This window comes from Euzebyella marina, assembly GCF_014855515.1.
Taxonomy (GTDB): domain Bacteria; phylum Bacteroidota; class Bacteroidia; order Flavobacteriales; family Flavobacteriaceae; genus Euzebyella; species Euzebyella marina.
The window spans coordinates 449,404-472,854 of the sequence record NZ_JACYFK010000001.1; the positions used below are offsets into that span (position 1 = coordinate 449,404).

The window sequence follows — 23,451 nt, forward strand, 5'->3', positions numbered from 1 at the left end:
ACGCCTGCAACTCCAAAATCAAATTGGGATGCAAATATAAAGCAAAAAATCAAATCTCTAAATTTTAAAACATGAAAACTTAGTTTTTTGTAATTTTAAAAACTACCCTAATTTCGTCCTATGCAAAATGTAGAGGAATACCTGAAAAAAAACCAGGATCGATTTTTAAAAGAACTTATAGAACTGCTTAAAATACCTTCTATTAGTGCAGATTCTGCTTTCTCCCAAGATGTACTAGATACTGCCGAGGCGGTTAAAAACGCCTTGCAAAAGGCTGGTTGCGATAAAGTAGAAATATGTGAAACGGATGGCTATCCCATTGTTTACGCAGAAAAAATTCTAGACCCAAAATTGCCGACCGTATTGGTCTACGGGCATTACGATGTTCAACCCCCTGACCCGGTCGACTTGTGGAACTCCCCTCCTTTTCAACCTGAAATCAAAAAGACCGATTTGCATCCCGAAGGGGCTATCTATGCCAGAGGTGCTTGCGATGATAAGGGGCAGATGTACATGCATGTAAAGGCACTTGAGTTTATGGTAAACACCCATCAATTGCCCTGCAATGTCAAATTCATGATTGAGGGCGAAGAAGAAGTGGGCAGCCGTAATCTGAGTGTTTTCGTGGCCAATAACAAAGAGAAATTGACAAACGATGTCATCTTAATTTCAGATACAGGTATGATTGCCAAAGATGTGCCTTCAATAACCACAGGACTAAGAGGCCTGAGTTATGTAGAGGTAGAAGTAACCGGCCCAAATCGCGATTTGCACTCCGGTCTTTACGGCGGTGCGGTGGCTAACCCAAATAATATTTTAGCAAAAATGATCGCCTCATTGCACGACGAAGACAATCGAATTACTATACCTGGATTCTATGACAAGGTTCAAGAACTTTCTGAAGAAGAACGCGCCCAAATGGCCAAAGCTCCTTTTAGCCTCGAGAAATACAAAAACGCCCTTTCTATCAATGATGTTCGCGGTGAAGCCGGTTTTTCAACCAACGAAAGAAACTCCATCAGGCCTACTTTAGATGTCAACGGAATGTGGGGAGGCTATACGGGTGAGGGTGCAAAGACGGTCATTCCTAGCAAGGCATATGCTAAAATTAGTATGCGATTGGTACCTAACCAAGATTGGCAAGAAATAACGGAAATTTTTAAGAGGCATTTTGAGGCAATAGCCCCAGAGGGGGTGAAGGTCAAAGTAAAACCTCACCATGGGGGTCAAGGCTATGTGACACCTATAGACAATACTGCCTATCAAGCGGCCTCTAAAGCTTATGAAACTACATTCGGAAAAGTACCCATACCTCAACGAAGCGGTGGTAGTATACCTATTGTTTCTTTATTTGAAAAGGAACTGAAAAGCAAGACCATACTAATGGGCTTCGGTTTAGATAGTGATGCCATTCATTCACCGAATGAACATTTTGGGATATGGAACTATTTAAAGGGAATTGAGACCATACCGTATTTCTATAAATACTTTACGGAAATGAGCATGGATTTGGAAAATTGACTTAAGACTCAAGACTTAAGATTAATGACCATTCAATTGTAAACGAAAAATAGCAACTGGCAACGGACCATCCCAGTTAGGTTGATACGGACAAACCACAACTAACTTTTCTTCACATATTTGGTAATAATCACGATTTGCTGACCATCTACCTTGCCTTCGATGTACTCCGCATTTTCACGGTCTAATGAAATTCGACGTACGGCAGTACCCTGTTTTGCCACCATACTGGATCCCTTTACTTTAAGGTCTTTTATGAGCACCACATTATCCCCATTTTCTAGAACGGCCCCATTGGCATCTCTATGAACGATTTTTTCGGCTTCAGAGAGTCCTTCACCTGTAGCCTTGGCCCAATTCAGCGTTTCTTCTTCCAAATACATCATATCCAACAGGTCTTTTGGCCAACCTTCATCTTTCAATCGAGACAGCATACGCCATGCAACAACCTTTACCGCTTCATGTTCGCTCCACATACTATCGTTCAAACAGCGCCAATGATTGGGTTCCATTTTATTGTTTCCATCTATTTGTGACAGACAATCTGAACAGACTAAAATACTTCCATCAATTCCCCCTGTAGAGACAGGTGGCACTTCATACACCGATAAACTTTTTCCTGAACTACACAACTCACATTTCGTGTCGCTTCGCTCTTTCAATCTTTCTAAAACATCCATACTGAAAAGGTTATTTGACAAAAATAAACCATTTATGGAGGGTACCAGTAGTGTCTGTCAAAATCCAAAAAAAATCATTATTTTACATTAATCATTTGAGGTTTTGTTATGAGCGGACATATTATCGATATGGTCAACCGTATTCGTCAGAATAAAATCCCCCAGAGAAAAAAATTTCAGGGGGACAACAGAAGTATGCTTTATATCGAACCTTCTGAGGTGAATTACGACTTTGCGCAGCCAACACCAGATGAACTTCAAAAAATTAAGTTGACCATTAGGCAAGAAGCTCTCCAAAATAAAAAGAACTCTCTTTTCTTACTTGCAGCTTGTATCGTCGTCATTGCTCTATTAATGACACTATTCCTCTTAAATTACGATTTCCCTTTTGCTACATTAGGAAAATATTAATTCTACATTTGTAGAATTAGATTTATTGTTCTATGTTTGTAGAACAATAAATGGTATGTAATGCAATTATCTAAAACAGAAGAAGAATTAATGAACCTTTTGTGGAAGCAGAAAAAAGCTTTTATGAAAGATTTGTTAGAGGCCTACCCGGAACCTAAGCCGGCAAGTACTACCGTTGCCACACTTCTAAAAAGAATGACGGAAAAAGGTTTTGTTGCCTATGTCATGCAAGGGCGTTCTAGGGAATATTACCCCTTGGTAAAAAAGAAAGATTATTTTTCAAAACACGTGAATGGGCTTATACGCAACTTTTTTAATAATAGTCCCGGACAGTTTGCGTCGTTCTTCACCCAAGAAACGAATCTTAGTATAGAGGAGCTTGAAAACTTAAAAAAGCTCATCGATAGCGAAATCAAAAAAAGATAACCATGTTACTCTACCTCTTAAAATCGGGAGCATGTTTAGCCGCATTCATGGCGCTTTATAAATTGTTGTTGGAAAACGAGCAAATGCACGTTTTAAAACGATTTTATCTTTTGGGATCCGTAGTGCTATCATTTATTATTCCGTTAATAACCTTCGTCAACTATGTTGAGGTTGAAACCATTACTGCGCCCTTTGACCCCATCAATACTTTTGCCGTAACCGAGCTGGCCAATGAAGCGCCTAAAGAGGAGTTCGATTGGCTACCTATTTTACTAACAATTTATATTTTCGGCTTATCAGTATTTCTCTTTCGTTTTCTAAAGAATCTTTCGGATTTGATAAAAAACATTCGAAAGAACCCTAAACTAAAAGTACGTTCATGGGTTCATGTTTTATTAAATGACCTTGTGGTACCCCACACGTTTTTCAATTACATTTTTTTGAACAAACAGAAATTTGAAGCGAAGAAAATACCCCATGAAGTACTTTTACATGAGAACGCACATGCCAGCCAGAAACATAGTGTGGATGTTTTGATAATGGAATTACTTCAAATTGTGTTTTGGTTCAACCCCCTTATTTACATCTTAAAGAACTGGATCAAACTGAACCATGAATTTTTGGCCGACCGTGCCGTAATTCAACAGGGTATTTCTCTTTCGCACTATCAACAAACCTTATTAGCGTTTGTCTCATCAACAAACCATCAAGATAATCAGTCAAGTTTGGCAAATGCCATCAATTATTCATCAATCAACCTGACCTTATTTGGCAAGACCTTAAAATTCAACAGTTCATTTGGGCAGGTAAAAAAACGTTTTACAGTCATGAAAAAAAGAAGTTCTACTACCTCGGTAGTACTAAGAAGTTGTGCGGCCATACCTTTAATTGCCGTTTTGTTAGCGGGTTTCAGCGAACAGATTACAATGCCGAAACCCATTTCGCCCGTGATTGAGATGCAGCAAGGTGCCAGCAGTGCCGAAATGCAACAGTTCAATCAACTGGCCGAAAAATATAATTCAGTACCTAAAAAAGACAGAGTAATTCCGCTAGAAGAATTGGCCATCTTGGAAGGCGTCTATCGTAAGATGTCCTCTAGACAGAAAAACGAATCTTTACCTTTTCCTGAATGCAATACATCAAATGTAATTGCTCAAGAAACAGTAGAGTTTATAGAAATATACGTTAACAAAAAAGGCCGTCTTTTGATTAATACCAACGTAGTTACCCTTGAAAATTTATCTCAGCATTTAGAAAGTCTTGATACGCCAAACACATTTGAAGAAAGAGAACAAAACTTAAGAGTTGTAATCAATGCGGAGAAAGGTGCACCTCAAAAAGTTCTGGAGAAAATCGATACCATTATTTCCGATTTTGGAGCGGCTACTGTAAATATCATGGAACATAAGGCCTACGCCCAACAAACTACCATCTCGGCCAAAGAGGTAAAAGAATATAATTCTTTGGCAAAGAAGTACAATAAGATGTTGGAAAAAGACGAGGGTATACGCATTCTAAAAAAAGACGTTGACCGAATGGAATATCTCTTCAACAGTATGTCTGAAGAACAACGGGTAGATGCAGAGCCTTTTCCTGAATTGCCTGAGCCACCAGCGCCACCGTTACCCCCTAGTCCTCCTGAAAAACAAGTTCAACCGAAACAGCCAAAGACACCATTACCTCCAGATGAAGCTTTGGAAATGGAAGAAGATGTAGAAGTAGTTGAGGAAATCAATGAAAATTTGATAGAAGAGGTACTCTTGAAAAGGAACTCCTCTGATATGGAGTACGCCAACTACCAAATAAAAAAAATCATTGAGAGGCAAGATCCTTATGACGTTGTTAATGGAAACCTTTATATCGTTACTTCTAATGAAAAAAACATTGTAACTCCCAACGTTTACAAGTCTAAACTGCTACATACTCAAATTAAGATTCAGGAAACATTGCCTCCGCCACCACCACCTTATAAAATACCGAATAAAAAAGATGAATACTCAGAAGAACTTCTTGAGGTCTATGATAATTTTATTCAAAAAGCTGATGAGTACAACAAAAAGGAAGAGGTTTATAGGGAAACTAAAGAGGGTACCATTACAGAATTGTACAAATTGCACATTGAGTTAATGTCCCTTTACAACACCTATCATAGTTTGGCGATAAAAGAAGGTTTAATGCCCCCACAAGTTGGTAAACCAGAGAAAATTACAAAACCGATCAATGAGGGTTCTCAAGCGGCTCCACTAGCCTCACCTATGAGGGGTAAAAAAGGTTCGCTATCTCCCAACGAAGAAAAAGAAATTAAGGCTGAAAAAACTAAAAATATCGGCAATCCCACCCTAAAGATGACACTTTTCGACCCGCCATATTTAGGGCCGCAAACAGAGAAAGCTAATCCGACAGCCATATTTGAAAAAATGCTTCTGAACGGCTCTAGAATATGGCACAAAGGTAAAATTATCTCAAAGGATGAAGGGCTTCAACTATTAAAGAAACATACGAATGTGCAATTGGTAACGCACGAAACACCACACGATGTTCCATCAATGACATTAGATGAGTTGGAGTAAAAAAGGTGAGAAAGAAGTTGTAACTATTCTCTGAACCTGTAGAAATAGATTAAGAATCAGCACTTAATAAGCCAAAGCCTTCTTTCTGAAGGCTTTTTTGTAATAAATAACCACTATCACATACTAACCATCATCAAAATCAAGTTACCCATTATGAGGCCCTTGCTATTTTAAGCTAGGTTTCATTAAAATTCATCAATCAAAATCATCATCATGTTACAGCGATTCTTTATTCTCTGCTCAGGAGCGGACACCGAAATTCTTAGTTCATGCTCTCAAGGAGAGCGCAATAAATTTGCCGGTATTGGGGCTACAGTTTTCTTTACGGCCCTAATGGCTACCATTGCCTGCAGCTATGCCCTATATACTGTTTTTGACAACTTATTTTCTTCAATATTTTTTGGGTTTATCTGGGGTCTACTAATCTTTAATCTTGACCGGTTCATTGTCTCCACTATCAAAAAAAGGAATAACCGATGGGCGGAAGCTGCTCAAGCGATTCCGAGAATTGTTCTGGCCATTATAATTGCAGTGGTGATTTCAAAACCACTGGAGATGAAAATTTTTGAAAAAGAAATCAATCAGGTACTTCTAGAAGAGAAGAACGAGATGACCTTGGCCAACAAACAACAACTTGCCGAACAATACACACCAACAATAGCGCTTCTTAATGAAGAGATTGCTGCTTTAAAAAATGAGATTCTTGAAAAGGAAACCGAAACCAATACGCTTTATGACACTTATATTTCTGAGGCCGAAGGCACTGCAGGAACCGGCCTTTTAGGAAAAGGCCCGGTTTATACAGAGAAAAGGGAAAAGCATGATGCCGCATTGGCCGAACTACAAGAACTCAAGAAAACCAATAGAGAAAAAATTCTAGGAAAAGAAGAACAAATTGCCCAATTAAACGCAGAGTACGCACAAACAGTAGAAAATACGCAACCTATTATTGACGGTTTTGATGGACTCATGGCACGTATCAATGCTTTGGAAAAATTACCTTGGTTGCCTTCTTTCTTTATTTTTCTGTTATTCTTAGCTATTGAAACCTCCCCCATAATCGCCAAACTTCTAGCTCCAAAAGGTGAGTACGATTTAAAACTGGAAGATCAGGAAACCAGTCTAGAAACATGGGTTAGCCAAAAAGTCATGCAAAGGTCTAATATTCTAGCTACCGACACACAATTGAACGAAAAGATTTATAGTGAAATTGTTGAAGAGGAAGCGGTTTACGCCTATAAAAAGCAGAAAGCGGAAGAACTACTGAAATTACAGGCAGATGCCTTTCAAAAGGGAGAACTGAAGAGTCTTTAGTTAAGCATTGTCTAAAAAGTTAGAAACTTTTTTCAGTACCGACTTAAAATCTTCATCAAGGGCCGCATCACCCTTTTCAAGTTTTTCTTTATGGGCCTCGGCGAAGGCGAAAGTCTTTTCCATGCCGAGAACGCTGAACTTATATTTCAATTTATGAACTATTTCGGCTGCAGTTCTCGGTTCATCTATTTTAATATGATAGAGGTACCTGCCTAAATCACAGGTGAATTCGGTTTTCATAATGGCGACAAACTTCGCCTGAAATTCAAAATCTTGCGTACCTACGAGTTCTACTACGTAATCAAGGTTCGGCTTTTCCTTTAAAAAATCTTCTGTCGAGTCCATAATTGAGTATCCGCATTACCCGTAAAACTGTCTATCATCAAATGCGAACTTAACAAAGGTAAGAATTATACTACTTAATTTTAAGATTTTGTTGTGAAAATGTTTATTTCAATTGGTATGTCTCTTTAAAAATGTGGCCAATTGCCCAAGGATTAAAATAACGGGGCAAAAATTACATTATTGCGCACCTTGAATCCCTCGGATGGTAAGCCGCTATCCAACAATTTTTTAAGACCTAAATTTAATTTTAGATTTATGGAGCTAGCTAATTAATCAACCCTGCCCGATTGCAGAAAAGTACTCATTACAAGTATCCAACTAAGTATGGCTATCTCGATTATCCGTTGATAAAGCCCTTTAAAATGTGATTCGGGTTGTAAGAAAAGAATAGTTACAAAAGCTATGGAGACCAACCCGCAAATTCGGGTATATCTGTATAAAGGCGGATGGTAACCTCGTCTCTTGAAAGACCTGGCCATTAGAAGCAAGGTTAAGGGAATAGTGAGATATGTAATTCCCCCGGACAAGTTATGAATATATTGAGACACGCTAGGATTATGTTCATCGGGCACACAACCCATATCACACGGGAAAATACCAGTAACGACAGTACCAAATCCGTAAAAAACAGTAAAAACAATGAATAGATATTGAATTGTTTTAACATTGCGAAAATGAAAAACCAATGCCCAACCAAATACACTTAGAAGAACTCCGCTTACAATGAAACCTAACTGAAGAATGGACGCATATGGCATACCTCTCGCATAACCTTCACTTATAAATTGGCTTACTGGGTCATAGTGCCCAACATATAAGCCTGACCATATGCTTGCGACTACAAAGACAGCTGCACCCAAAATACCTGATATTGAAGCAATCATTTTTATCATGGCGTAGAAAGCATGGTCTCAAAACTAACCTAATTGCCCCAAATACGATTCCACAATGCCTTTAAAAGCCCTTTTGCATCATCACGGCGGCGAGGTTCTTCACTGATTATCAACTTATCACCTTCCTGTTCAAGGCGATAACTAAAGGCAAACCGTGTTTCATCGGGGTCAAGACTAATCAAACCAAACCGTAAATCATTAAGAAAAAGAGTTCCTTCTCTTTCACTTAAAGTGTACCAGCCTTGGGTTATTTTAACAAGACGATTAAAATCATCGTTGGTTTTTAGATCTCCTATCAAAGTATGGTTCTTGGGGTATTGCTGAAAACTGATGTTCTCACTATCTAAAAACGAATAATTTCCTACTAAGTAGGCATCGCCAACATCTACATTGGCAGACCACAACAACGTATTGAAAGGTGTAGGCCGGGTATTTAGGTTCACATATTCAATACCTTCATCAGCTAGTGCCGACTTGAATTTATTAAAGCTTAATCCTTTTGAAGCCACAGTTAACACGAGGTAAAAGCTACTTATGGTCAAGCCCCATTGATTGTACAGTTTTCTTTTAGGCGAGTCACGACTTTGAAGCATGGCCAGCACTACAAATCCTAAAAAGGGCAATGTATAAAGGGGATCGACAACAAAAATAGTCTGAAAGGCGACCCGCCAATCAAATGGCCAAAAAAGCTGCGTGCCCCATGTAGTAAAAGCATCTAAAATGGGGTGGGTCAATAACCCCCAGAACATAAGCCATGACCAATCTTCAAACGTAGCATTAGACCCTTTTTCTATTTTGCACACTACCCAACCAAAGATGGGCGCGAACAACACGGAGAAAAAGATAGAGTGGGTAAACCCCCGATGCCACTCGATTGCAGTAACCGTGTTAACAAAATTACTTGACAATACATCAAGGTCGGGTATGGTACCGGCAATGGCCCCATACAGCATAGCCTTATTGCCCACTTTCTTTCCTAACACGGCCTCACCTACCGAGGCCCCTAGAACGATTTGTGTCAGTGAATCCATCTAATCAACTATATCCATCTTTTTAAGTAAAAATGAGGCATTCATATTCTGACAAATTCCGTTCTTGAAACGATAATCAAAATGTAGTTCGTCATTAATAATTTCAGCATCAAAATAATAATTGGTCACTTCGGGTAGTTCTTGGGCCATATTGCATAAGCTCAAATCATGGGTGGCAATGATGCCGGTCGCTTTTGAACCAACCAATCTTTGCACAAATTTTCGACTACCCTCTGCCTTATCGGTACTATTGGTGCCCTTCAAAATCTCATCAAGCACTATAAAATAGTTACCGCCCTGAACTTCGTTAACTATAAACTTTAAGCGTTTAAGTTCGGAGAAAAAATAAGATTCGTCATCAGTTAGAGAATCACTTGTACGCATACTTGTAATCAGTTTGATGGGGCTGTACACCATTTTTTCGGCGCAAACGGGCAGCCCTGTATTTGCCATTACGATCTGAAGAGAAATTGTGCGCAAAAAAGTACTCTTACCGGCCATATTGGCCCCCGTAATGATAAAGAAATGTTCTTTCTCGATTTCAATATCGTTAAGGACCATTTTTTTTGGGTCTATTAACGGATGCCCGGCATTTTCGGATTTTAAAGCTTTTGAGGATTGCCCATTTATCTGGGGAAAAACATACTTGGGGTGGTTATAGGTGAAATTTCCCATACTATTATAGGCATCAAAAAGCGCTACCGCCCCAAACCAATTTTCAACATAACGGCCATAACTGGCAATCCAACGTTCTAAATTATAACAATGGTGTAACGACCTCAGAAAAAACCCATTCGCAATTATCGCATAGACCAAATTATTGTTCCTGTCAAGACTGTTCAAAGAAGCCGAAAACTTTGCAATCAGTTTGGAGGCACTATGTTCCCCCTCGGTCACCTTTCTTTTAAAATTTTGAAGGTATATTGAGGAGAATTCCTTTTTTTCAATTATCAATAACAGTTTTTGATACTGATCGAACGTGTTTTTGGTCTTGGAAATACCTTCTATCAAAGGCATCAATTTTTTAGCAAATGCACCACTAATTCCCAAGCCTATTACATACCAAATAATAAATACCGATTCCGGAACGATTTCAAAAAAATATAACCCAAAAATCACTATTGACATAACGGAAAAAACCGCTGGCAAAAACTTCATATAGGATGGAACAAAGCCTTTGTACGATTTTAGCCATTCAGCAATGTTTTTGCTATCAGAGCCCATTCTTGCCAATGAAGCGGTTGCTGAAAAATGCTGTCTCCATTCCGGTATTTCTGAAAGTTCTTTGATAGCTTTCTGCCTATCCACTATTTGATCTGTGCGATTTTCCGTTAACAAATCGGCAAAGACTTCAGCCCCTTCTTTAAGAGCCGTTCGATTGGCATATTGATAGAAAGAACCCCTACCGAACAAGTCAATATCTTGACTGTAATGGTGAAGCCCATCTTTAAATTCATTCCCCTCCGGTAAATCATGAAAATCCCTTTTCAGAACCTTTATCTCTATCTCGTTGATATCAATGAGCGCCAACAGTAAATTCTTACGGTACTGAAGGTCGGCATGCCTGTTCACCAACACAAGAAAAAGAGCAATGGTCAACAGTATTATGGCAATGACCCACTTAAAATCTCCGTAGACCATATAAACCCCGAAGATAGCCGCACAAAAAAGGGCTAGACGCACCATACTTGATGTGAAAAGTTGCCCTTTTACTTGATTCAAACTGGTCTGATGTCGGGAAATTTCATTTTGGAAGAACGACTCTAATTTTTGCATATAGCTTATTCTAGTTTTCGCACTCAAAGATAAACTTTAAGCTAGAGCCGATGCACTGCTCTATTTTAAAATGGACAGAATCATTGCTATTTGGCCCAAATGATATGTATCGTGCTCGGTAATGCCGGTGAGTAAATATTCAAAAGTATAACGCTCTCCGGGAACCTTTGATTTTAAAAACAAATCGTCTCTTTCGGAAAGGACTTTCAAAAGGTCGGATTGGGTTCTTTTCAAATCGGCCATTAAATTATTCCAAGCCTGATCTGAAAGCGATTTTGCCTTGGGCCAATCGGCATCACTATTAAGTTCAATCTTGAACTCGGCGTCACCCATAAGTTTTCTTAATGCAAACTCTCGCCAAGCTATCAGATGTATCACCAATTCAGCCACGTTTTTTGAATAGTTGGGCAAATACTGCCCTGCAATAGGCGCGCTTACCCCGCTCAATTTAGCCAAAACGGAATGCCCGTACCAAGGTTCACCTGAGAAACAGGTTTCCAGTTTTTCAACTATCCGAAGTACTTGAACATTGCTCATGATCTCAGTCTAGACCCTCTAATTCAGCTTTAACCTTTTTTGGAAGTTTAGAGACCACCAAATCGTACGAATGGTCGATTAGACCGACCAACAGTTTAGGAGGAACTTCGTTGATCATAATCGTATTCCAGTGAACTTTGCTCATATGATATCCGGGAACTATCGCACCATCGAATTCCTCTCTTAGTTGCAAGGCTCTTTCCGGGTCGCACTTCAAGTTGACCTGCGTAGGAAGCCTTTCAAGCGCACTTAGGGCGAACATTTTGCCCATGACCTTAAATACCAAAGCATCAGGGCCAAAAGGCAACTCTTCGGTAACTCCTTTTTTTGAAAGACAGTATTCTCTAAAGGCTTCTATATTCATGTGGATTGTTTTCTAGAATTGACCAGAGCGACCAGGTCTTTGGCTTTTGGCCAATAGTAGCGAACCTTCATGATTTCTATATCGCCAATATCGTTGCCTTTAATAGTTTCTATGACCTGACCTCCCAACGATTTATAGAAAGGATGTGCCCCAAGGTTCTTTTCAAGCACCCAGAGATAGAATCCTGAACCAGGGTACAAATTTTCAATTTCCTCGGCGGCCACTCCTAAAAGCCTAGTCCCAATACCCTTCCCTTTAAACTCCGGGGATACATGCAAGTTATCTACCAATGAGCCATAACGCTGGTCATCCTTTAAAAAAGTACAGATAAAACCTGCTAACTTTCCATTCGATCGGGCCACCCAAGTACTTTGATTATCCTTTGGGTACTCAAGCCTTTGAGACCAAACACCTCGACGCTCGTCGGCTACCTCTACATCTAAAAAATGGTCGCTAAACGAACCTCGATAGTTCTGTTGCCAGCTTAACGCATGTAAGGCAGCAATAGCTTCGGCATCGGCTAGGGTAGCCTTTTGAAAATCAATCATTACCTACTCTTGAACGGTCATCGAATCATAAACAATAACCTTTGTCCATAATTCGGCAGACTCTTCAATAAACAGTTTATGGGGTGGTTCGTCTTGATATTTCTGCTGTGAGTCGGCAGAATCAAAAGATACAATTAAGGAATAGGTAAACGAACCATCAACCACATCTCGGCTCGCTTTGGGCGGTTTACCGATGAAGCAGGTTTTAGCATAGGCAGAATTGTCTAAAAACTTCTGCAAAGATTTTTCAAATGCCTTTCTGTCTTGTTCGCTATCCGGATTTTTCAGCCAAAAGTATACAGTGTGCGCAAAATTAGGGTCAAATTCTCTCATTTCTACATTTGATGTTTGGGCCGTGCCCATGCACGACCTTAATTATTATTTCAATTATTCAGGGCATTTGTTGAATGCTCTATTCTTCTAATATTTTCTTTTGCTTTTCAGAAACTTCCAAAGCAGAGTAATCAAGTTTCCAGCCAATGGTTTCAACTATTTTCTCAATTAACATAACTGCCTGAACAGCTTCTTTTCGAGCGGTTTCCATCAAACCGCTTTGGGGTATTTTTTCACGAATGTGCTGCTTCGCCTCTTTGTTCAATAAGGTTAGATCATCCGGCGAAAAAAAATTAAACATTCCGCTTTGAATGTCATAAAATTGAATATCAGGTTCAATCGATAGAATTTCCGGCTCGGGAAAATTGGTCAAAATTATTTTCTTGTTGGCATTATCGGCCCGTATTTCCACCTTTTTAAGGTCGTAGCCTATCTGAGCCTTTGCATTAATGACCATAAGGGCTTTCTTCTTGCTAGTCACCAAACTCATGAAATGTTCCTTTATATTCTCATACCTATAAATTTCAGCAAAATCACCCTCTACCGAAACAAGTTTACAAACACTTCTTATTTTCTCTAACAATACTTGTGATTGATGTTCGGTCTGTTCTTTGGTCTGTTTGGTACGAAAGAAAGAGTATACCCAGTACATTAAAATAGCACCGAGTACAAGACCTAAAAATGAGTCGAAAATAGTATCCATCTTATTTACCTATCTCTCCCAAATGGGTGAACTTAAAACCCTTATCCAATTTAAGTCCGTAACCGAAAAATCGGTCCATAGCCGAATGGGAAAATAATATCACCCCGATCAACTGAACAATGGGCTCCGAAAGATAGCTTCCCAAAAGGTAAATTGCAATGGCTATGCCCTTGTGATGAAAAATATTGTACACAATCGCTCCGACCTTATTGCCAAAAGCGTACCCCAGAAAACCGATATCGGGAGCCAAAATGAGGGCAATGAACCACCACCAACTGAAAGGTAACAGGTAGAAGAGGTAAATACCCAATATCATCTGTGCCAGTTCTTCAAGTTTTAGAATTGTTTTCATCAAACGTATATTAAACATCTTGAATTTCATAGAGCACGGGGCGGCTCGGGCTAGCGTCATTCTCAAAAGGGGCCATCTGTAAGTTTAAAAAATAGGGGCCATCTTCAATGGCATCTGGCACATAAATAAACTCGGTGATTGTGGCCTGTTTTCGTAGCTGCCCATGATAATTCCAAAATGCCTTATGCGCTTTTAAGGCCCCATCGTCTTTCTCTTTATCTACCGACGGAAGGTCGATCAACAAATGTTCAACACCTTTACTCAAAATATAATCAACCGCGTCTTCTAAAAGATAGGGTGGGTTGGTATTCGAATATTGTCTCGAAAGCTTATCTCTATCGTTGGGCGAGGTTCTAATAACCAAGGCCTGTATTTCTTTTTTTGGTAACACGACCTCTAGAATATGTTTTGAAATTACCCAATCATCGCCTTGAAGTTCCGGAACAACGGTAACCAATTCAGCAAGAAAAAAGAAGCGGTTCAGGTGTTGGTTCACTGAATAGAACTCTTCGGTGATATGGCCTACGCACTCGGTGTGCGTACCATGTGCATGGGGGTTGAACCAGATATCATTAAAATTTACCGAGCTACCCAAAGAGACCTTTCCAACAAAGTCTGCCTCTTCGTGCGGTTCGATTCTAGGGTGGCCCAAATACCAAGTATTTACATTTTGGGCATCACCTCTTAGCGGAATCGAAATATCTAACGGCTTGGAAAAATCAATCGAATACTTTGAGCCTTCATGGTTGATTTCTGCTTTCATTTAAAAGTCAATTAAGGTTTAACTAACTATCCGATAAATTAAGCATAAATAAATCGGCGGCGAGGCCGTCGGCTAGAAATTTTCCTTTTTTGGTGGTTAAGAGGATGTCACCATCTAAAAAAAGTAAGTGCTGAGTAATATGCTTCTGGGCTTGTTGCAGGGCATACTTTTTGAAATTTTCTCCAAAATCCTTTGTAATCTTATCCAAAGAAACGCCCCAAATTGTCCGCAGCCCAGTCATCACATACTCGTTATATCTATCTGTAAGCGAAAGAACCTCGGTTTCTAGAGGAAGCTTACCATTTTCAATAGACTTTAAATATTTCGGATTGTTATTGATGTTCCACCCCCTGCTGATACCATCAAAAGAATGGGCCGAGGGACCGATACCTAAGTACTTTTTTTGTTTCCAGTAGGCGGTGTTATTTTGGGAAAAGAAACCCGGTTTTCCAAAATTTGAAATCTCGTAATTAACAAACCCCTCCTCTTGCAACCTATCTACCAAAATATGGAAGTGCTCCTGCGCTACCTCATCATCTACATTCTTTACCAATCCCTTTTTAATAAAACTTGCCAATGTCGTTTGAGGTTCTACGGTCAAAGCATAACTTGAGATATGCGGAACCTCTAATGACAAAGCCATTTCTATATTCTTGAGCCATCGCTCATTACTCATATCGGGAATACCGTAAATCAAATCGAGGGAAATATTTTCGAAATACTCCGTTGCCAATTTTAACGATTGTAGCGCCTCTTTTGCCGAATGTGCCCTATTCATCAGCTTGAGGTCTTCATCGTAAAATGATTGAACACCGACACTCAAGCGGTTGATAGGGCTCTGGGCCAATTCTTTTATCTTTTCTTCGGACAGGTCATCAGGGTTGGCCTCTAAGGTGACTTCCGGATTTTGACATACTTCATATTCATCATAAACGGCTTGAATAAGAGAATTTATTTCCTCACTGGAAAGCACGCTGGGAGTACCTCCACCGAAATAAATGGTCTCCACAGTATCATTTTCCAACTCAGCCCTCCTCATTTTCAACTCTTTTTGCAATGCCTTGACCATCGCATCTTTCTTCCCCATCGAAGTAGAAAAATGAAAATCGCAATAATGACAAGCCTGCTTACAAAAGGGAATATGTATGTAGATGCCGCTCATTTTCTCAATATACAATTAACACTAATCAATTTGCAATGTTACTTTATAAGTTGGGAGTAGGGCTCATTTTTTAATCCTAGTTGATTTTAAAATGGAGAACATTATACGTGAAAGTTCATCGGCCTTCTCGATTAATACCTTCGATGTTTCTGAAGTTAAATAACCGGATTCGTTTAACAAGTTTAGCCAATATTTAGTTTCAAGGCTTTCTTTATAGGCAATAGAAATTTTTGAAGAAAAATCTGCAGTAGAAATAGCACCATTTGCTTCTGCAATGTTCGCCCCAATGGAAGTTCCGGACCTTAACAATTGCTTTGAAAGAATAAATTCTTTTCTATCTTCTTTCAAAAACTTATACACCTTGACAACCTCCAATGCAAAGGCGTATGATTTTTCTGCCAAAGGATTGTTGAGTTGAGCCATTTATAAATGTTTACGTGTATTAAATTTTGATTATTGCTAATTGACAATTGTTTATTGTCAAACTGAATCACCCCTTCTTCACCCTTTTAGCATTCTGCTTAACAAAAGCTTCCCAACCTGTATAGCTTTTACCCACTTCAACCCTACCCTCATTATAAAAATGACAAACGGCTGCGGCCAAACCATCGGTACTGTCCAAGTTTTTGGGCAACGATTTTAATTTGAGCATACCCTGAAGCATTTTGGCCACCTGTTCTTTACTGGCATTTCCGTTTCCGGTGATGGCCATTTTTATTTTCTTGGGCAGATATTCGGTGATAGGTATTTGTCGCGATAAACCGGCGGCCATGGCCACCCCCTGCGCCCTACCCAACTTGAGCATCGACTGCACATTTTTTCCGTAGAAAGGAGCCTCAATAGCAATTTCATCAGGGTGGTAGGTGTCGATAAGTTCTATGGTGCGTTCGAAAATCAATTTCAGTTTTACGTAAGGATCGTTATACTTCTGAAGCAATAATTCGTTCATTTGAATGAACTCCATCTTCTTGTTTACAACTTTTATAAGACCAAACCCCATGATGGTGGTTCCTGGATCAATACCTAATATGATTTTTTCTGTTTTCAAACGCTTGGGGTGAGGGTTGACGGCAATAGACTAACAATTTTTAATAATGAACTTCCATCTATAAGCCAATCACTGCGGACTCAAAACTATAGGAATTCTAAATTTGGCCTTTACGGGAATGCCTCTCTTTAAAGCCGGCTTCACCATAGGAAGACTATCTAAACTTTTCGCTAACTGCTCTTTAAATTGGGGTAAATTATCTTCTAGTATTTCACCATTGATTACATCCATCAATTCGAGTTGGCCTGTCTCTTTCATGAGTAAATCGATGTAAATAGTATCTGAGGTATTTTCTATGGATGAAATATATGTTTCATCAAAATAACCGGAGAAATGGGATATTAAAACTTTCGCAAAACAGTTCTTCTGCTCTTCTTTGCTCGCCGTCTCGTCACAATCTTCAAAAAGGGGATATTTATCTACCTCTGCCCAGTCGATATTCTGAATCTCTTCATTGACCAGTTCTCGAGTTTTCTTTTCCCGAGAGGCTGTCCAGTTACAACTGGAACCGACCAATAAAATAATTAATAAAGTGAGATATCGCATTACCCTCTAATCTAGGCGGAAATTACGATTTTTTAAGAAGAACCTACTTTTTGCCAAAATATATCTCCTCCTTTAATTGCGAGACCCTTTTTTTGACCATCTCGATGCTATACCCGTCTTCATGACCGTAACGTTCAAGATATTCTTCATAATAAGGCAGCACCTTTTCGGGGTTGTCATAAACTTGATCGGCCAGAGTACAAACATTATGAAACAGCATAGAAACCTCGGGCGCCTCTTCATGCGCCATTTGATAGTACTTCAATGCCATTTTAGGGTTTTTCCTCAACCGCTCAATTCTGGCCAAAGCCTCATATTCTTGTGTCAAAACAGGGGTTTGCACCTCTATTGATTTTTGAATAAATATCTGGGCGCTATCTAACTGTTGTTCCTTTAAATGAACAAGGCCTAAATTGTAATAGGCATCAGAATTTTGATCATTAAAAAAGAGCACTTGTTTATAGGTTGATTTCGCCTCTTCAAACTCCCAACTTTTAAAATAACAATAGGCCAATTTTGATAGAATAAATTCTTGGGTTTCGCCCAACGCTACCAATCTTTCGAACAAGGGAAGTGCCTTTTGGTATTCGTTGTTATTAAAATACCCCAAAGCCTTTAGGTTGATGAGAGACACATCATCCGGATACACATTTAATCCCTGATTCAAATACCTCAGCGCCGCTTCTTTTTCTCTCTTTATTACAAAAAACTTCCCTAAACGAAATAAACTCTTTAAATGCTGACTGTCTTTTTCAATAGCCTTCTTATAGGAATTTAAGCTACTGGCCGGTTGATTCAATTCTGTAAAAATTTCACCGAGATAATAATGATATTCAGGATTCGAATCATTGGAAGCAATCAATTTTGAAAATAGTTTACGCCCTTCTTCATAAGACTTGGTCTTCAAGTACAGTTTGGCCAATTCAAAACCTGCTATTTGTGCTTCCGGCTGCTTTGCAACAACATCTTCATATTGCGCGATGGCCTTATCATATCTGCCCAAAGCGTTATAAGAGCGTGCAATTTGAAGGCTCGCATTTTGGTCATTTGATTGGGCATAATGGTTAATGGCCTTTGTAAAATCACCCGTAGAGAAAAGACTATCGGCAACGGCCAAAGCCGAAGTTTGAGCCTCGGCTTTTACAAAAACCATAAGAATTGCTCCCTTCAATACGGTTCTCAATTCTATTGTAATTTAAAATTTATTGGTATCGAATAGGCTACCGCTACATTTTTACCACCATTTTGGGCCGGTTGCATCTGCGGTAACTTCTTGATAATTCTTAGAGCTTCCTCCTCTAAGGAGGCATCCGGACCCCTATATCGGATACTTTGAATGCTTCCGTCTTCTGCTATGGTAAACATTAGAGCCACCCTGCCCTGAATACCCCTTGCCTGAGCATCTTCTGGATACCTAAAATGTTTACCAACATGTTTATATAAGCTTTGCTTAAAGCATTCCTTAGAATCTGAAGCATTTTCACATCCGGGAAAAACGGGTGCTTTCTCTACTGTAGCAAAGGGCATAACATTAATATTTGCCATTACCTCATCCATAGACATGCGCTGGGGGTTGTTGGTTGACATTTCCACATTTGCCCCTAAGGCGTTGGTTTGAGACAATTTAAAAGTGATGGGTATCGAAAAAGGAACCCGTACCGCTTGACCTTTTTGTTTTCCTGGCTTCATTTGAGGCAACCGAGCGATGATTCTTTCGGTTTCCTCCTCTAAAAGTTGGTGCGGCCCACGTTTTCTGATATTGACAATACTTCCATCTTCCGCGATGGTAAACATTACGGACACCCTGCCTTCTATACCCTGCGTTTGGGCCTGCTCTGGATATCTAAAATTCTTGCTGATATGTTTTTGAATACTTTGCTGAAAACAGGCCCTCGGATCCGAAGCATTTTCACAACCGGGAAAAATTGGTACTTCATCAACAACTGTGAAAGGTACATCAACCCCATTACCATTAATTATTACACTCTTAAGGTCTTGTTCAAAAATGTCAAAATCACTGGCCAGCACCTTAGAGTTTATTTGCATGGCAGCCTTAATAGGCACTCCATTGGGCCCGGAAATATAGGAGTATTCATTTACGGGATGGGTAAAGGTGATAGTAGAGTTACCGTCTTTGAGTACCAAATTCCACTCTCCACCCTGTTTTGACAAATCCAACAAGCGAACATAAAAATTCTGTTCTTCCTCAGCTGACAGGCTTTCTACATTACTCACTTCAATTGTATTGGCAGAGTTGGTTTCGTCTAAATCGCGTTCACAAGAGGTATAAAACAGGATACCGAACAACATCGGCACCAAAGCCAAATATTTTAATTTCCAGATTTTTTTCGATTTTGCTTTTTGTAACATGACTATTCGTTTTTTGATTAATGATGATTTAAAAAATTGATTGATGAATGAAATATTTTGTGATTGAAAAGCTTGGGAGAGTAGGAGCTCACAATGCTTTGTTCTCTCATGCTTCGCTACCTCGGCGTCGGCGATGAACTCGTGCAGTTCAGACAGCCTATTTTGGTAGACATATACTAACGGGTTGAACCACGAAAAGATTCGCATTAGCTCAAAGAACAGTAAATCGTAGGTGTGTTTTTGTCGAATATGTACAAGCTCGTGTTCAATGATGTTCTGGTGGTCTTTTTGTATTACCCTATCGCCCAAAAAAATGGACTTAAAAAAGGAAAAGGCCGCATCACTATTCTTTAATACCACCTTGGTGAAATGGGTAAAGTACTGCACCTCACCACTCTTTCGAAGGGCATATAATTGGCCTAATTTATAGGTAAACAAAACCAAGGAAACGATAATTCCCACCACGAAAACGATTGCGGGCCAACTCAAATTCAGTGAGGTATCTCGAGCGACTACCGCCACTTCCGGAGTATTGTTCATATTCCACCATTCTTCGGGGTATGCGTACAATCGTTCCGGCACCTGCGTTTTCAGGGCTTCAATCTTCACCCATGGTAGCACCAAAGAAATGAGATAGGTTCCAATAAGATAAGCTCGATTCCATTGAAAAAAGGTTTCTTTTTTCAAGAAGAGGTCGTACACCAACAAAAAAACCAACTGAAAGGCGATGCATTCTAAAATGTACTGTATCATTAGAACTGATTTTTAGTTTTCTATTTATTTCTTGGAGGTCGTGTCGTCTCCCTTTTTTATTTCCTGAAGGATGGATTCCAGCTCTTTTAGGCTCATGTCGTTCTTCTTCATAAAAAAGGAAACCATACTTTTAAAAGAACCTTGAAAGTAACCATCTACCAACTTATTGATGCTTTGGTTGCTGTAATCTGCCATTTTAACCACTGGGAAGTACAGATAGCCCTTCCCCTGTTTCTCGTGATCCACGAAGCCTTTTCCCTCTAAAATTCGCACAATGGTAGAAACGGTATTGTACGCAGGTTTAGGTTCGGGCAATTCTTCTATGATGGAGGCCACATTGCATTTTTGTAACTGCCATAATACTTGCATTACTTCTTCTTCTGCCTTGGTCAATTGCTTCATTCAACTAATATTTTAGTTTAATAACAATCAAATATAACTAAATTTTTAGTTTAAACTATTTTTTTAGTTGAAAAAAATGAAAGATTGCCATAGAGATGTGTAACATTTTCAAAACCACATAGTCATATACACAAATCGATTTTGATGGATATTGCCCTACTTATAGTTGGTTTCGTCTTTACTATTATTGGCATACTTGGTAGTTTCTTACCGGTTTTGCCCGGTCCTCCTCTAAGCTGGTTGGGCCTTTTGCTGCTTCACCTGACTATTGCCATACCTCAAGATTGGTGGTTTTTGGGCATAACGGCGGCCGTTGCCCTTGTTGTTTTCGCCCTAGATTACATTATACCCGCTATCGGAACTAAAAAATTCGGAGGTACCAGGGCAGGTATGATCGGTACTACTTTGGGGCTCGTCATTGCCCTAATTTTTCCTTTTTTGGGTCCGTTAGGTATTATAATTTGGCCTTTTGTCGGGGCCTTGGTAGGTGAACTATTGAACAAAGCCGATAAAAAAACGGCCACGAAGGCAGCCTTTGGGTCTTTTCTTGGTTTTCTTACAGGAACTTTTATCAAATTTGTAGTAGCCGTGGTCTATCTCGGACTTTTCGTTTCAAAAGCATGGGAATATCGCTATGGTCTATTTCCTTTTATAAAATAATCTAACAAAAGCAGCATGAAGAAAATTGGCCTGGCCCTTATATCCTTCCTTCTTTTTCAAAATATATTGCTTGCCCAAGAAAGGCAATTTGAAAAACTTGACAGCCTATTTACCATTTTAGAAAGCAACAACCGTTGGATGGGTAGTTTTAGCATGAGTCATGACGGAACAACCGTTTATGAAAAGTCGCTAGGCTTTGCCGATACAGAAAATCAACAAAAAGCCGACAACCATACGAAATATCGTGTTGGATCTATTACCAAGATGTTCACCTCTACCCTCACATTTATGGCAATAGAAGAAGGTTTGCTTTCACTTGACCGGACCATTGAAACATTTTTTCCGGAAATTGAAAATGCAGGTAAGATAACCATTGGCCATCTGTTAAGTCACCGAAGCGGTATATTCAATTTTACAAGCAGTGAAGATTATCTTGAATGGCATACCGAACCCAAATCAAGAAAAGAACTTGTACATCTAATAAGTGAAAAAGAATCTATTTTCGAACCCAATAGCAAGGCAGAGTATAGCAACTCAAACTATATTCTACTCACCTTTATTTTAGAGGATGTTTTTAAAACATCTTATACTGATTTGGTCGATACTAAGATTGTTCAACCGCTAAAATTAGGTCGCACCCAAATTGGCAAGCATATCAAGACTTCCGAAAACGAAGCCTTATCCTATAGATTTACGGATTCTTGGATTGAGGAAAAAGAAACAGACATGTCCATACCCTTAGGTGCGGGAGCATTAATTTCAACTCCTACGGACCTCAACAGATTCATAACCGCTCTTTTTTCTGAAAAGCTTATTGAAAAAGAATCGTTAAACACCATGAAGACCATCTCAGATGGTTACGGAATGGGCATTTTTCAAATGCCCTTCTATGACAAAAAAGGATACGGACATAATGGCGGAATTGACGGTTTCACCTCAATGCTAGGTTATTTACCTGAAGATAAGCTGGCCTTCTCGCTTACTTCTAACGGCTCAAGGGTCAACAATAATGACATCATGGTCGCTGCACTTAGCGCTTATTTCGATAAACCCTTCGATTTACCCAGCTTTAAAAGCTTCGTCGTTCAACCTGAAGCGCTAGCACTTTATGTTGGCACTTATTCAAGTGAACAAATACCTCTTAAAATCACCATTACGCAAAGCGAAAACGGATTGATGGCCCAAGCGACAGGGCAGCCCTCGTTTCTACTTGAAGCCGTCGAAAAAGATGTTTTCGAATTCAATCAGGCAGGGGTTCGTATGGAATTCGAACCTTCTTCAAAATCAATGGTTTTAAAGCAAGGTGGTGCTACCTATAATTACCAGATAGAATAGCTCAATCGGCCCATACTACCTTATCTTCAATTGGCCCGCGAGTACCTTCAGGTAATTCTTCATCGTAGTGCCCCATGTAGAAAAAGCCAAGGCACTTTTCGCCTTCTTCCATTTCAAAAAACTCGTCCATAAATTTGATCAGTCCGGGCGAGCTCCAATAACTTCCTATTCCCATTTCGGTGCAACACAACCACATGTTCTGTACCGCCATGGCCGTTGCTGCAACTTCTTCCCATTCCGGAAGGCTTTCCTTTGGATCTCGCTGCATGCAAATAGCGATAATCGCACCGGCCATTTTCGGGTTTTCGATAAGCTTTTTGGCTTTCATCTGTTTGGGTCGCTCTTCATGCTCCATATATTTATAAGAGAGAAACAGCCCCAATTTTTCTTTTGTCTCGCCAGTCATCACCTTAAAACGCCATGGCTCGGTTCTTTTGTGGTTCGGTGCCCAATTGGCCGCTTCTAGAACCTTCTCTATATCTGCCTTCGCAATAGGCTTGTCATTGTACTGTACGGGAAAGACAGAACGTCTTTTTCTTATTAAATCTAATATCACTTGATTGCTTTATTTTTTCAAAAATACCCAATCGAACGATTGTGGGCATGGT

At 39.6% G+C, this 23,451-nt stretch carries 27 protein-coding genes; 7 read left to right on the forward strand and 20 right to left on the reverse strand.

What is annotated here, in order from left to right; translation table 11 throughout:
* Window positions 1–120: 120 nt before the first annotated feature.
* On the forward strand, window positions 121–1,521 hold the full coding sequence (locus IL356_RS01750; RefSeq protein WP_121847505.1) for a dipeptidase: 1,401 nt from the start codon (window positions 121–123) through the stop codon (window positions 1,519–1,521).
* 101 nt (window positions 1,522–1,622) lie between these two features.
* On the opposite strand, the gene IL356_RS01755 is transcribed toward IL356_RS01750, so the two are convergent.
* A complete protein-coding gene (locus IL356_RS01755) occupies window positions 1,623–2,201 on the reverse strand; it encodes a PhnA domain-containing protein (RefSeq protein WP_121847504.1) in 579 nt (192 codons plus the stop codon).
* A gap of 108 nt (window positions 2,202–2,309) precedes the next feature.
* On the opposite strand from IL356_RS01755, the gene IL356_RS01760 reads away from it, so the two are divergent.
* The 4 genes from IL356_RS01760 to IL356_RS01775 all read left to right on the forward strand — a co-directional run bounded on the left by IL356_RS01760 (window position 2,310) and on the right by IL356_RS01775 (window position 6,922).
* Window positions 2,310–2,612 carry a hypothetical protein gene (locus IL356_RS01760; protein WP_121847503.1) on the forward strand — a complete coding sequence of 101 codons (303 nt, stop codon included), beginning with the start codon at window positions 2,310–2,312 and terminating at the stop codon, window positions 2,610–2,612.
* Window positions 2,613–2,672: 60 nt separating this feature from the next.
* Complete coding sequence (locus IL356_RS01765; RefSeq protein WP_121847502.1) at window positions 2,673–3,038, forward strand: BlaI/MecI/CopY family transcriptional regulator; 366 nt, start codon at window positions 2,673–2,675, stop codon at window positions 3,036–3,038.
* Between the two features lie 2 nt (window positions 3,039–3,040).
* Entirely contained in the window at window positions 3,041–5,608 is a 2,568-nt protein-coding gene (locus tag IL356_RS01770) for a M56 family metallopeptidase (RefSeq protein ID WP_121847501.1), read from the forward strand.
* Between the two features lie 213 nt (window positions 5,609–5,821).
* A complete protein-coding gene (locus IL356_RS01775) occupies window positions 5,822–6,922 on the forward strand; it encodes a DUF4407 domain-containing protein (RefSeq protein ID WP_121847500.1) in 1,101 nt (366 codons plus the stop codon).
* Here IL356_RS01775 and IL356_RS01780 read toward each other — a convergent pair whose 3' ends face one another.
* The 18 genes from IL356_RS01780 to IL356_RS01865 form a co-directional block, all read right to left on the reverse strand.
* A complete protein-coding gene (locus IL356_RS01780; RefSeq protein ID WP_121847499.1) occupies window positions 6,923–7,267 on the reverse strand; it encodes an Hpt domain-containing protein in 345 nt (114 codons plus the stop codon). It lies immediately after the preceding gene.
* A gap of 269 nt (window positions 7,268–7,536) precedes the next feature.
* Entirely contained in the window at window positions 7,537–8,151 is a 615-nt protein-coding gene (locus tag IL356_RS01785) for a DUF998 domain-containing protein (protein WP_162987793.1), read from the reverse strand.
* 38 nt (window positions 8,152–8,189) lie between these two features.
* Window positions 8,190–9,191, reverse strand: a complete 1,002-nt coding sequence (locus IL356_RS01790; RefSeq protein ID WP_121847497.1) for a metal-dependent hydrolase — start codon at window positions 9,189–9,191, stop codon at window positions 8,190–8,192.
* Window positions 9,192–10,967 (reverse strand): MutS-related protein, encoded by a 1,776-nt coding sequence (locus IL356_RS01795; protein ID WP_121847496.1) that lies wholly within the window; start codon window positions 10,965–10,967, stop codon window positions 9,192–9,194.
* Between the two features lie 60 nt (window positions 10,968–11,027).
* On the reverse strand, window positions 11,028–11,504 hold the full coding sequence (locus IL356_RS01800) for a DinB family protein (protein ID WP_121847495.1): 477 nt from the start codon (window positions 11,502–11,504) through the stop codon (window positions 11,028–11,030).
* Between the two features lie 4 nt (window positions 11,505–11,508).
* Entirely contained in the window at window positions 11,509–11,868 is a 360-nt protein-coding gene (locus IL356_RS01805; RefSeq protein ID WP_121847494.1) for an MmcQ/YjbR family DNA-binding protein, read from the reverse strand.
* Entirely contained in the window at window positions 11,865–12,416 is a 552-nt protein-coding gene (locus IL356_RS01810; protein ID WP_121847493.1) for a GNAT family N-acetyltransferase, read from the reverse strand. Before IL356_RS01810 ends, IL356_RS01805 begins: the two co-directional genes overlap by 4 nt.
* Before the next feature lie 3 nt (window positions 12,417–12,419).
* Window positions 12,420–12,779: a Dabb family protein gene (locus IL356_RS01815; RefSeq protein ID WP_121847492.1), complete on the reverse strand. Its 360-nt coding sequence runs from the start codon at window positions 12,777–12,779 to the stop codon at window positions 12,420–12,422.
* Between the two features lie 49 nt (window positions 12,780–12,828).
* A complete protein-coding gene (locus IL356_RS01820; protein ID WP_121847491.1) occupies window positions 12,829–13,452 on the reverse strand; it encodes a DUF4230 domain-containing protein in 624 nt (207 codons plus the stop codon).
* A 1-nt stretch (window position 13,453) separates the two neighbouring features.
* On the reverse strand, window positions 13,454–13,804 hold the full coding sequence (locus IL356_RS01825) for a DUF4260 domain-containing protein (protein ID WP_121850577.1): 351 nt from the start codon (window positions 13,802–13,804) through the stop codon (window positions 13,454–13,456).
* A 10-nt stretch (window positions 13,805–13,814) separates the two neighbouring features.
* Window positions 13,815–14,567 (reverse strand): cyclase family protein, encoded by a 753-nt coding sequence (locus IL356_RS01830; RefSeq protein WP_121847490.1) that lies wholly within the window; start codon window positions 14,565–14,567, stop codon window positions 13,815–13,817.
* A 22-nt stretch (window positions 14,568–14,589) separates the two neighbouring features.
* Window positions 14,590–15,729, reverse strand: coding sequence for a radical SAM family heme chaperone HemW (gene hemW, locus IL356_RS01835; RefSeq protein WP_121847489.1), 1,140 nt, complete (start codon window positions 15,727–15,729; stop codon window positions 14,590–14,592).
* A gap of 63 nt (window positions 15,730–15,792) precedes the next feature.
* Window positions 15,793–16,152: a four helix bundle protein gene (locus IL356_RS01840; RefSeq protein ID WP_121847488.1), complete on the reverse strand. Its 360-nt coding sequence runs from the start codon at window positions 16,150–16,152 to the stop codon at window positions 15,793–15,795.
* A gap of 67 nt (window positions 16,153–16,219) precedes the next feature.
* Entirely contained in the window at window positions 16,220–16,777 is a 558-nt protein-coding gene (ruvC, locus tag IL356_RS01845) for a crossover junction endodeoxyribonuclease RuvC (RefSeq protein WP_121847487.1), read from the reverse strand.
* Window positions 16,778–16,846: 69 nt separating this feature from the next.
* A complete protein-coding gene (locus IL356_RS01850; RefSeq protein ID WP_121847486.1) occupies window positions 16,847–17,323 on the reverse strand; it encodes a hypothetical protein in 477 nt (158 codons plus the stop codon).
* Between the two features lie 43 nt (window positions 17,324–17,366).
* Window positions 17,367–18,506: a tetratricopeptide repeat protein gene (locus IL356_RS01855; RefSeq protein WP_121847485.1), complete on the reverse strand. Its 1,140-nt coding sequence runs from the start codon at window positions 18,504–18,506 to the stop codon at window positions 17,367–17,369.
* Window positions 18,507–18,508: 2 nt separating this feature from the next.
* On the reverse strand, window positions 18,509–20,446 hold the full coding sequence (locus IL356_RS01860) for a M56 family metallopeptidase (RefSeq protein WP_162987792.1): 1,938 nt from the start codon (window positions 20,444–20,446) through the stop codon (window positions 18,509–18,511).
* Between the two features lie 24 nt (window positions 20,447–20,470).
* Window positions 20,471–20,848: a BlaI/MecI/CopY family transcriptional regulator gene (locus IL356_RS01865; RefSeq protein ID WP_121847484.1), complete on the reverse strand. Its 378-nt coding sequence runs from the start codon at window positions 20,846–20,848 to the stop codon at window positions 20,471–20,473.
* Between the two features lie 144 nt (window positions 20,849–20,992).
* Here IL356_RS01865 and IL356_RS01870 point away from each other — a divergent pair, with 144 nt between their 5' ends.
* Both IL356_RS01870 and IL356_RS01875 read left to right on the forward strand, forming a co-directional pair.
* A complete protein-coding gene (locus IL356_RS01870; protein WP_121847483.1) occupies window positions 20,993–21,508 on the forward strand; it encodes a DUF456 domain-containing protein in 516 nt (171 codons plus the stop codon).
* Between the two features lie 15 nt (window positions 21,509–21,523).
* The gene (locus IL356_RS01875; protein ID WP_121847482.1) at window positions 21,524–22,843 is read left to right on the forward strand and encodes a serine hydrolase domain-containing protein; all 1,320 of its coding nucleotides are present in this window, start codon (window positions 21,524–21,526) and stop codon (window positions 22,841–22,843) included.
* 1 nt (window position 22,844) lies between these two features.
* Here IL356_RS01875 and IL356_RS01880 read toward each other — a convergent pair whose 3' ends face one another.
* The gene (locus IL356_RS01880; protein WP_121847481.1) at window positions 22,845–23,399 is read right to left on the reverse strand and encodes a nitroreductase family protein; all 555 of its coding nucleotides are present in this window, start codon (window positions 23,397–23,399) and stop codon (window positions 22,845–22,847) included.
* Between the last annotated feature and the right edge of the window lie 52 nt (window positions 23,400–23,451).

Bases quoted from the DNA above. Each gene is read 5' to 3' on its own strand.
- IL356_RS01750 (WP_121847505.1), top strand. From the start codon at position 121: ATGCAAAATGTAGAGGAATACCTGAAAAAAAACCAGGATCGATTTTTA.
- IL356_RS01755 (WP_121847504.1), bottom strand. From the start codon at position 2,201: ATGGATGTTTTAGAAAGATTGAAAGAGCGAAGCGACACGAAATGTGAG.
- IL356_RS01760 (WP_121847503.1), top strand. From the start codon at position 2,310: ATGAGCGGACATATTATCGATATGGTCAACCGTATTCGTCAGAATAAA.
- IL356_RS01765 (WP_121847502.1), top strand. From the start codon at position 2,673: ATGCAATTATCTAAAACAGAAGAAGAATTAATGAACCTTTTGTGGAAG.
- IL356_RS01770 (WP_121847501.1), top strand. From the start codon at position 3,041: ATGTTACTCTACCTCTTAAAATCGGGAGCATGTTTAGCCGCATTCATG.
- IL356_RS01775 (WP_121847500.1), top strand. From the start codon at position 5,822: ATGTTACAGCGATTCTTTATTCTCTGCTCAGGAGCGGACACCGAAATT.
- IL356_RS01780 (WP_121847499.1), bottom strand. From the start codon at position 7,267: ATGGACTCGACAGAAGATTTTTTAAAGGAAAAGCCGAACCTTGATTAC.
- IL356_RS01785 (WP_162987793.1), bottom strand. From the start codon at position 8,151: ATGATTGCTTCAATATCAGGTATTTTGGGTGCAGCTGTCTTTGTAGTC.
- IL356_RS01790 (WP_121847497.1), bottom strand. From the start codon at position 9,191: ATGGATTCACTGACACAAATCGTTCTAGGGGCCTCGGTAGGTGAGGCC.
- IL356_RS01795 (WP_121847496.1), bottom strand. From the start codon at position 10,967: ATGCAAAAATTAGAGTCGTTCTTCCAAAATGAAATTTCCCGACATCAG.
- IL356_RS01800 (WP_121847495.1), bottom strand. From the start codon at position 11,504: ATGAGCAATGTTCAAGTACTTCGGATAGTTGAAAAACTGGAAACCTGT.
- IL356_RS01805 (WP_121847494.1), bottom strand. From the start codon at position 11,868: ATGAATATAGAAGCCTTTAGAGAATACTGTCTTTCAAAAAAAGGAGTT.
- IL356_RS01810 (WP_121847493.1), bottom strand. From the start codon at position 12,416: ATGATTGATTTTCAAAAGGCTACCCTAGCCGATGCCGAAGCTATTGCT.
- IL356_RS01815 (WP_121847492.1), bottom strand. From the start codon at position 12,779: ATGGGCACGGCCCAAACATCAAATGTAGAAATGAGAGAATTTGACCCT.
- IL356_RS01820 (WP_121847491.1), bottom strand. From the start codon at position 13,452: ATGGATACTATTTTCGACTCATTTTTAGGTCTTGTACTCGGTGCTATT.
- IL356_RS01825 (WP_121850577.1), bottom strand. From the start codon at position 13,804: ATGAAAACAATTCTAAAACTTGAAGAACTGGCACAGATGATATTGGGT.
- IL356_RS01830 (WP_121847490.1), bottom strand. From the start codon at position 14,567: ATGAAAGCAGAAATCAACCATGAAGGCTCAAAGTATTCGATTGATTTT.
- hemW (WP_121847489.1), bottom strand. From the start codon at position 15,729: ATGAGCGGCATCTACATACATATTCCCTTTTGTAAGCAGGCTTGTCAT.
- IL356_RS01840 (WP_121847488.1), bottom strand. From the start codon at position 16,152: ATGGCTCAACTCAACAATCCTTTGGCAGAAAAATCATACGCCTTTGCA.
- IL356_RS01850 (WP_121847486.1), bottom strand. From the start codon at position 17,323: ATGCGATATCTCACTTTATTAATTATTTTATTGGTCGGTTCCAGTTGT.
- IL356_RS01860 (WP_162987792.1), bottom strand. From the start codon at position 20,446: ATGATACAGTACATTTTAGAATGCATCGCCTTTCAGTTGGTTTTTTTG.
- IL356_RS01865 (WP_121847484.1), bottom strand. From the start codon at position 20,848: ATGAAGCAATTGACCAAGGCAGAAGAAGAAGTAATGCAAGTATTATGG.
- IL356_RS01870 (WP_121847483.1), top strand. From the start codon at position 20,993: ATGGATATTGCCCTACTTATAGTTGGTTTCGTCTTTACTATTATTGGC.
- IL356_RS01875 (WP_121847482.1), top strand. From the start codon at position 21,524: ATGAAGAAAATTGGCCTGGCCCTTATATCCTTCCTTCTTTTTCAAAAT.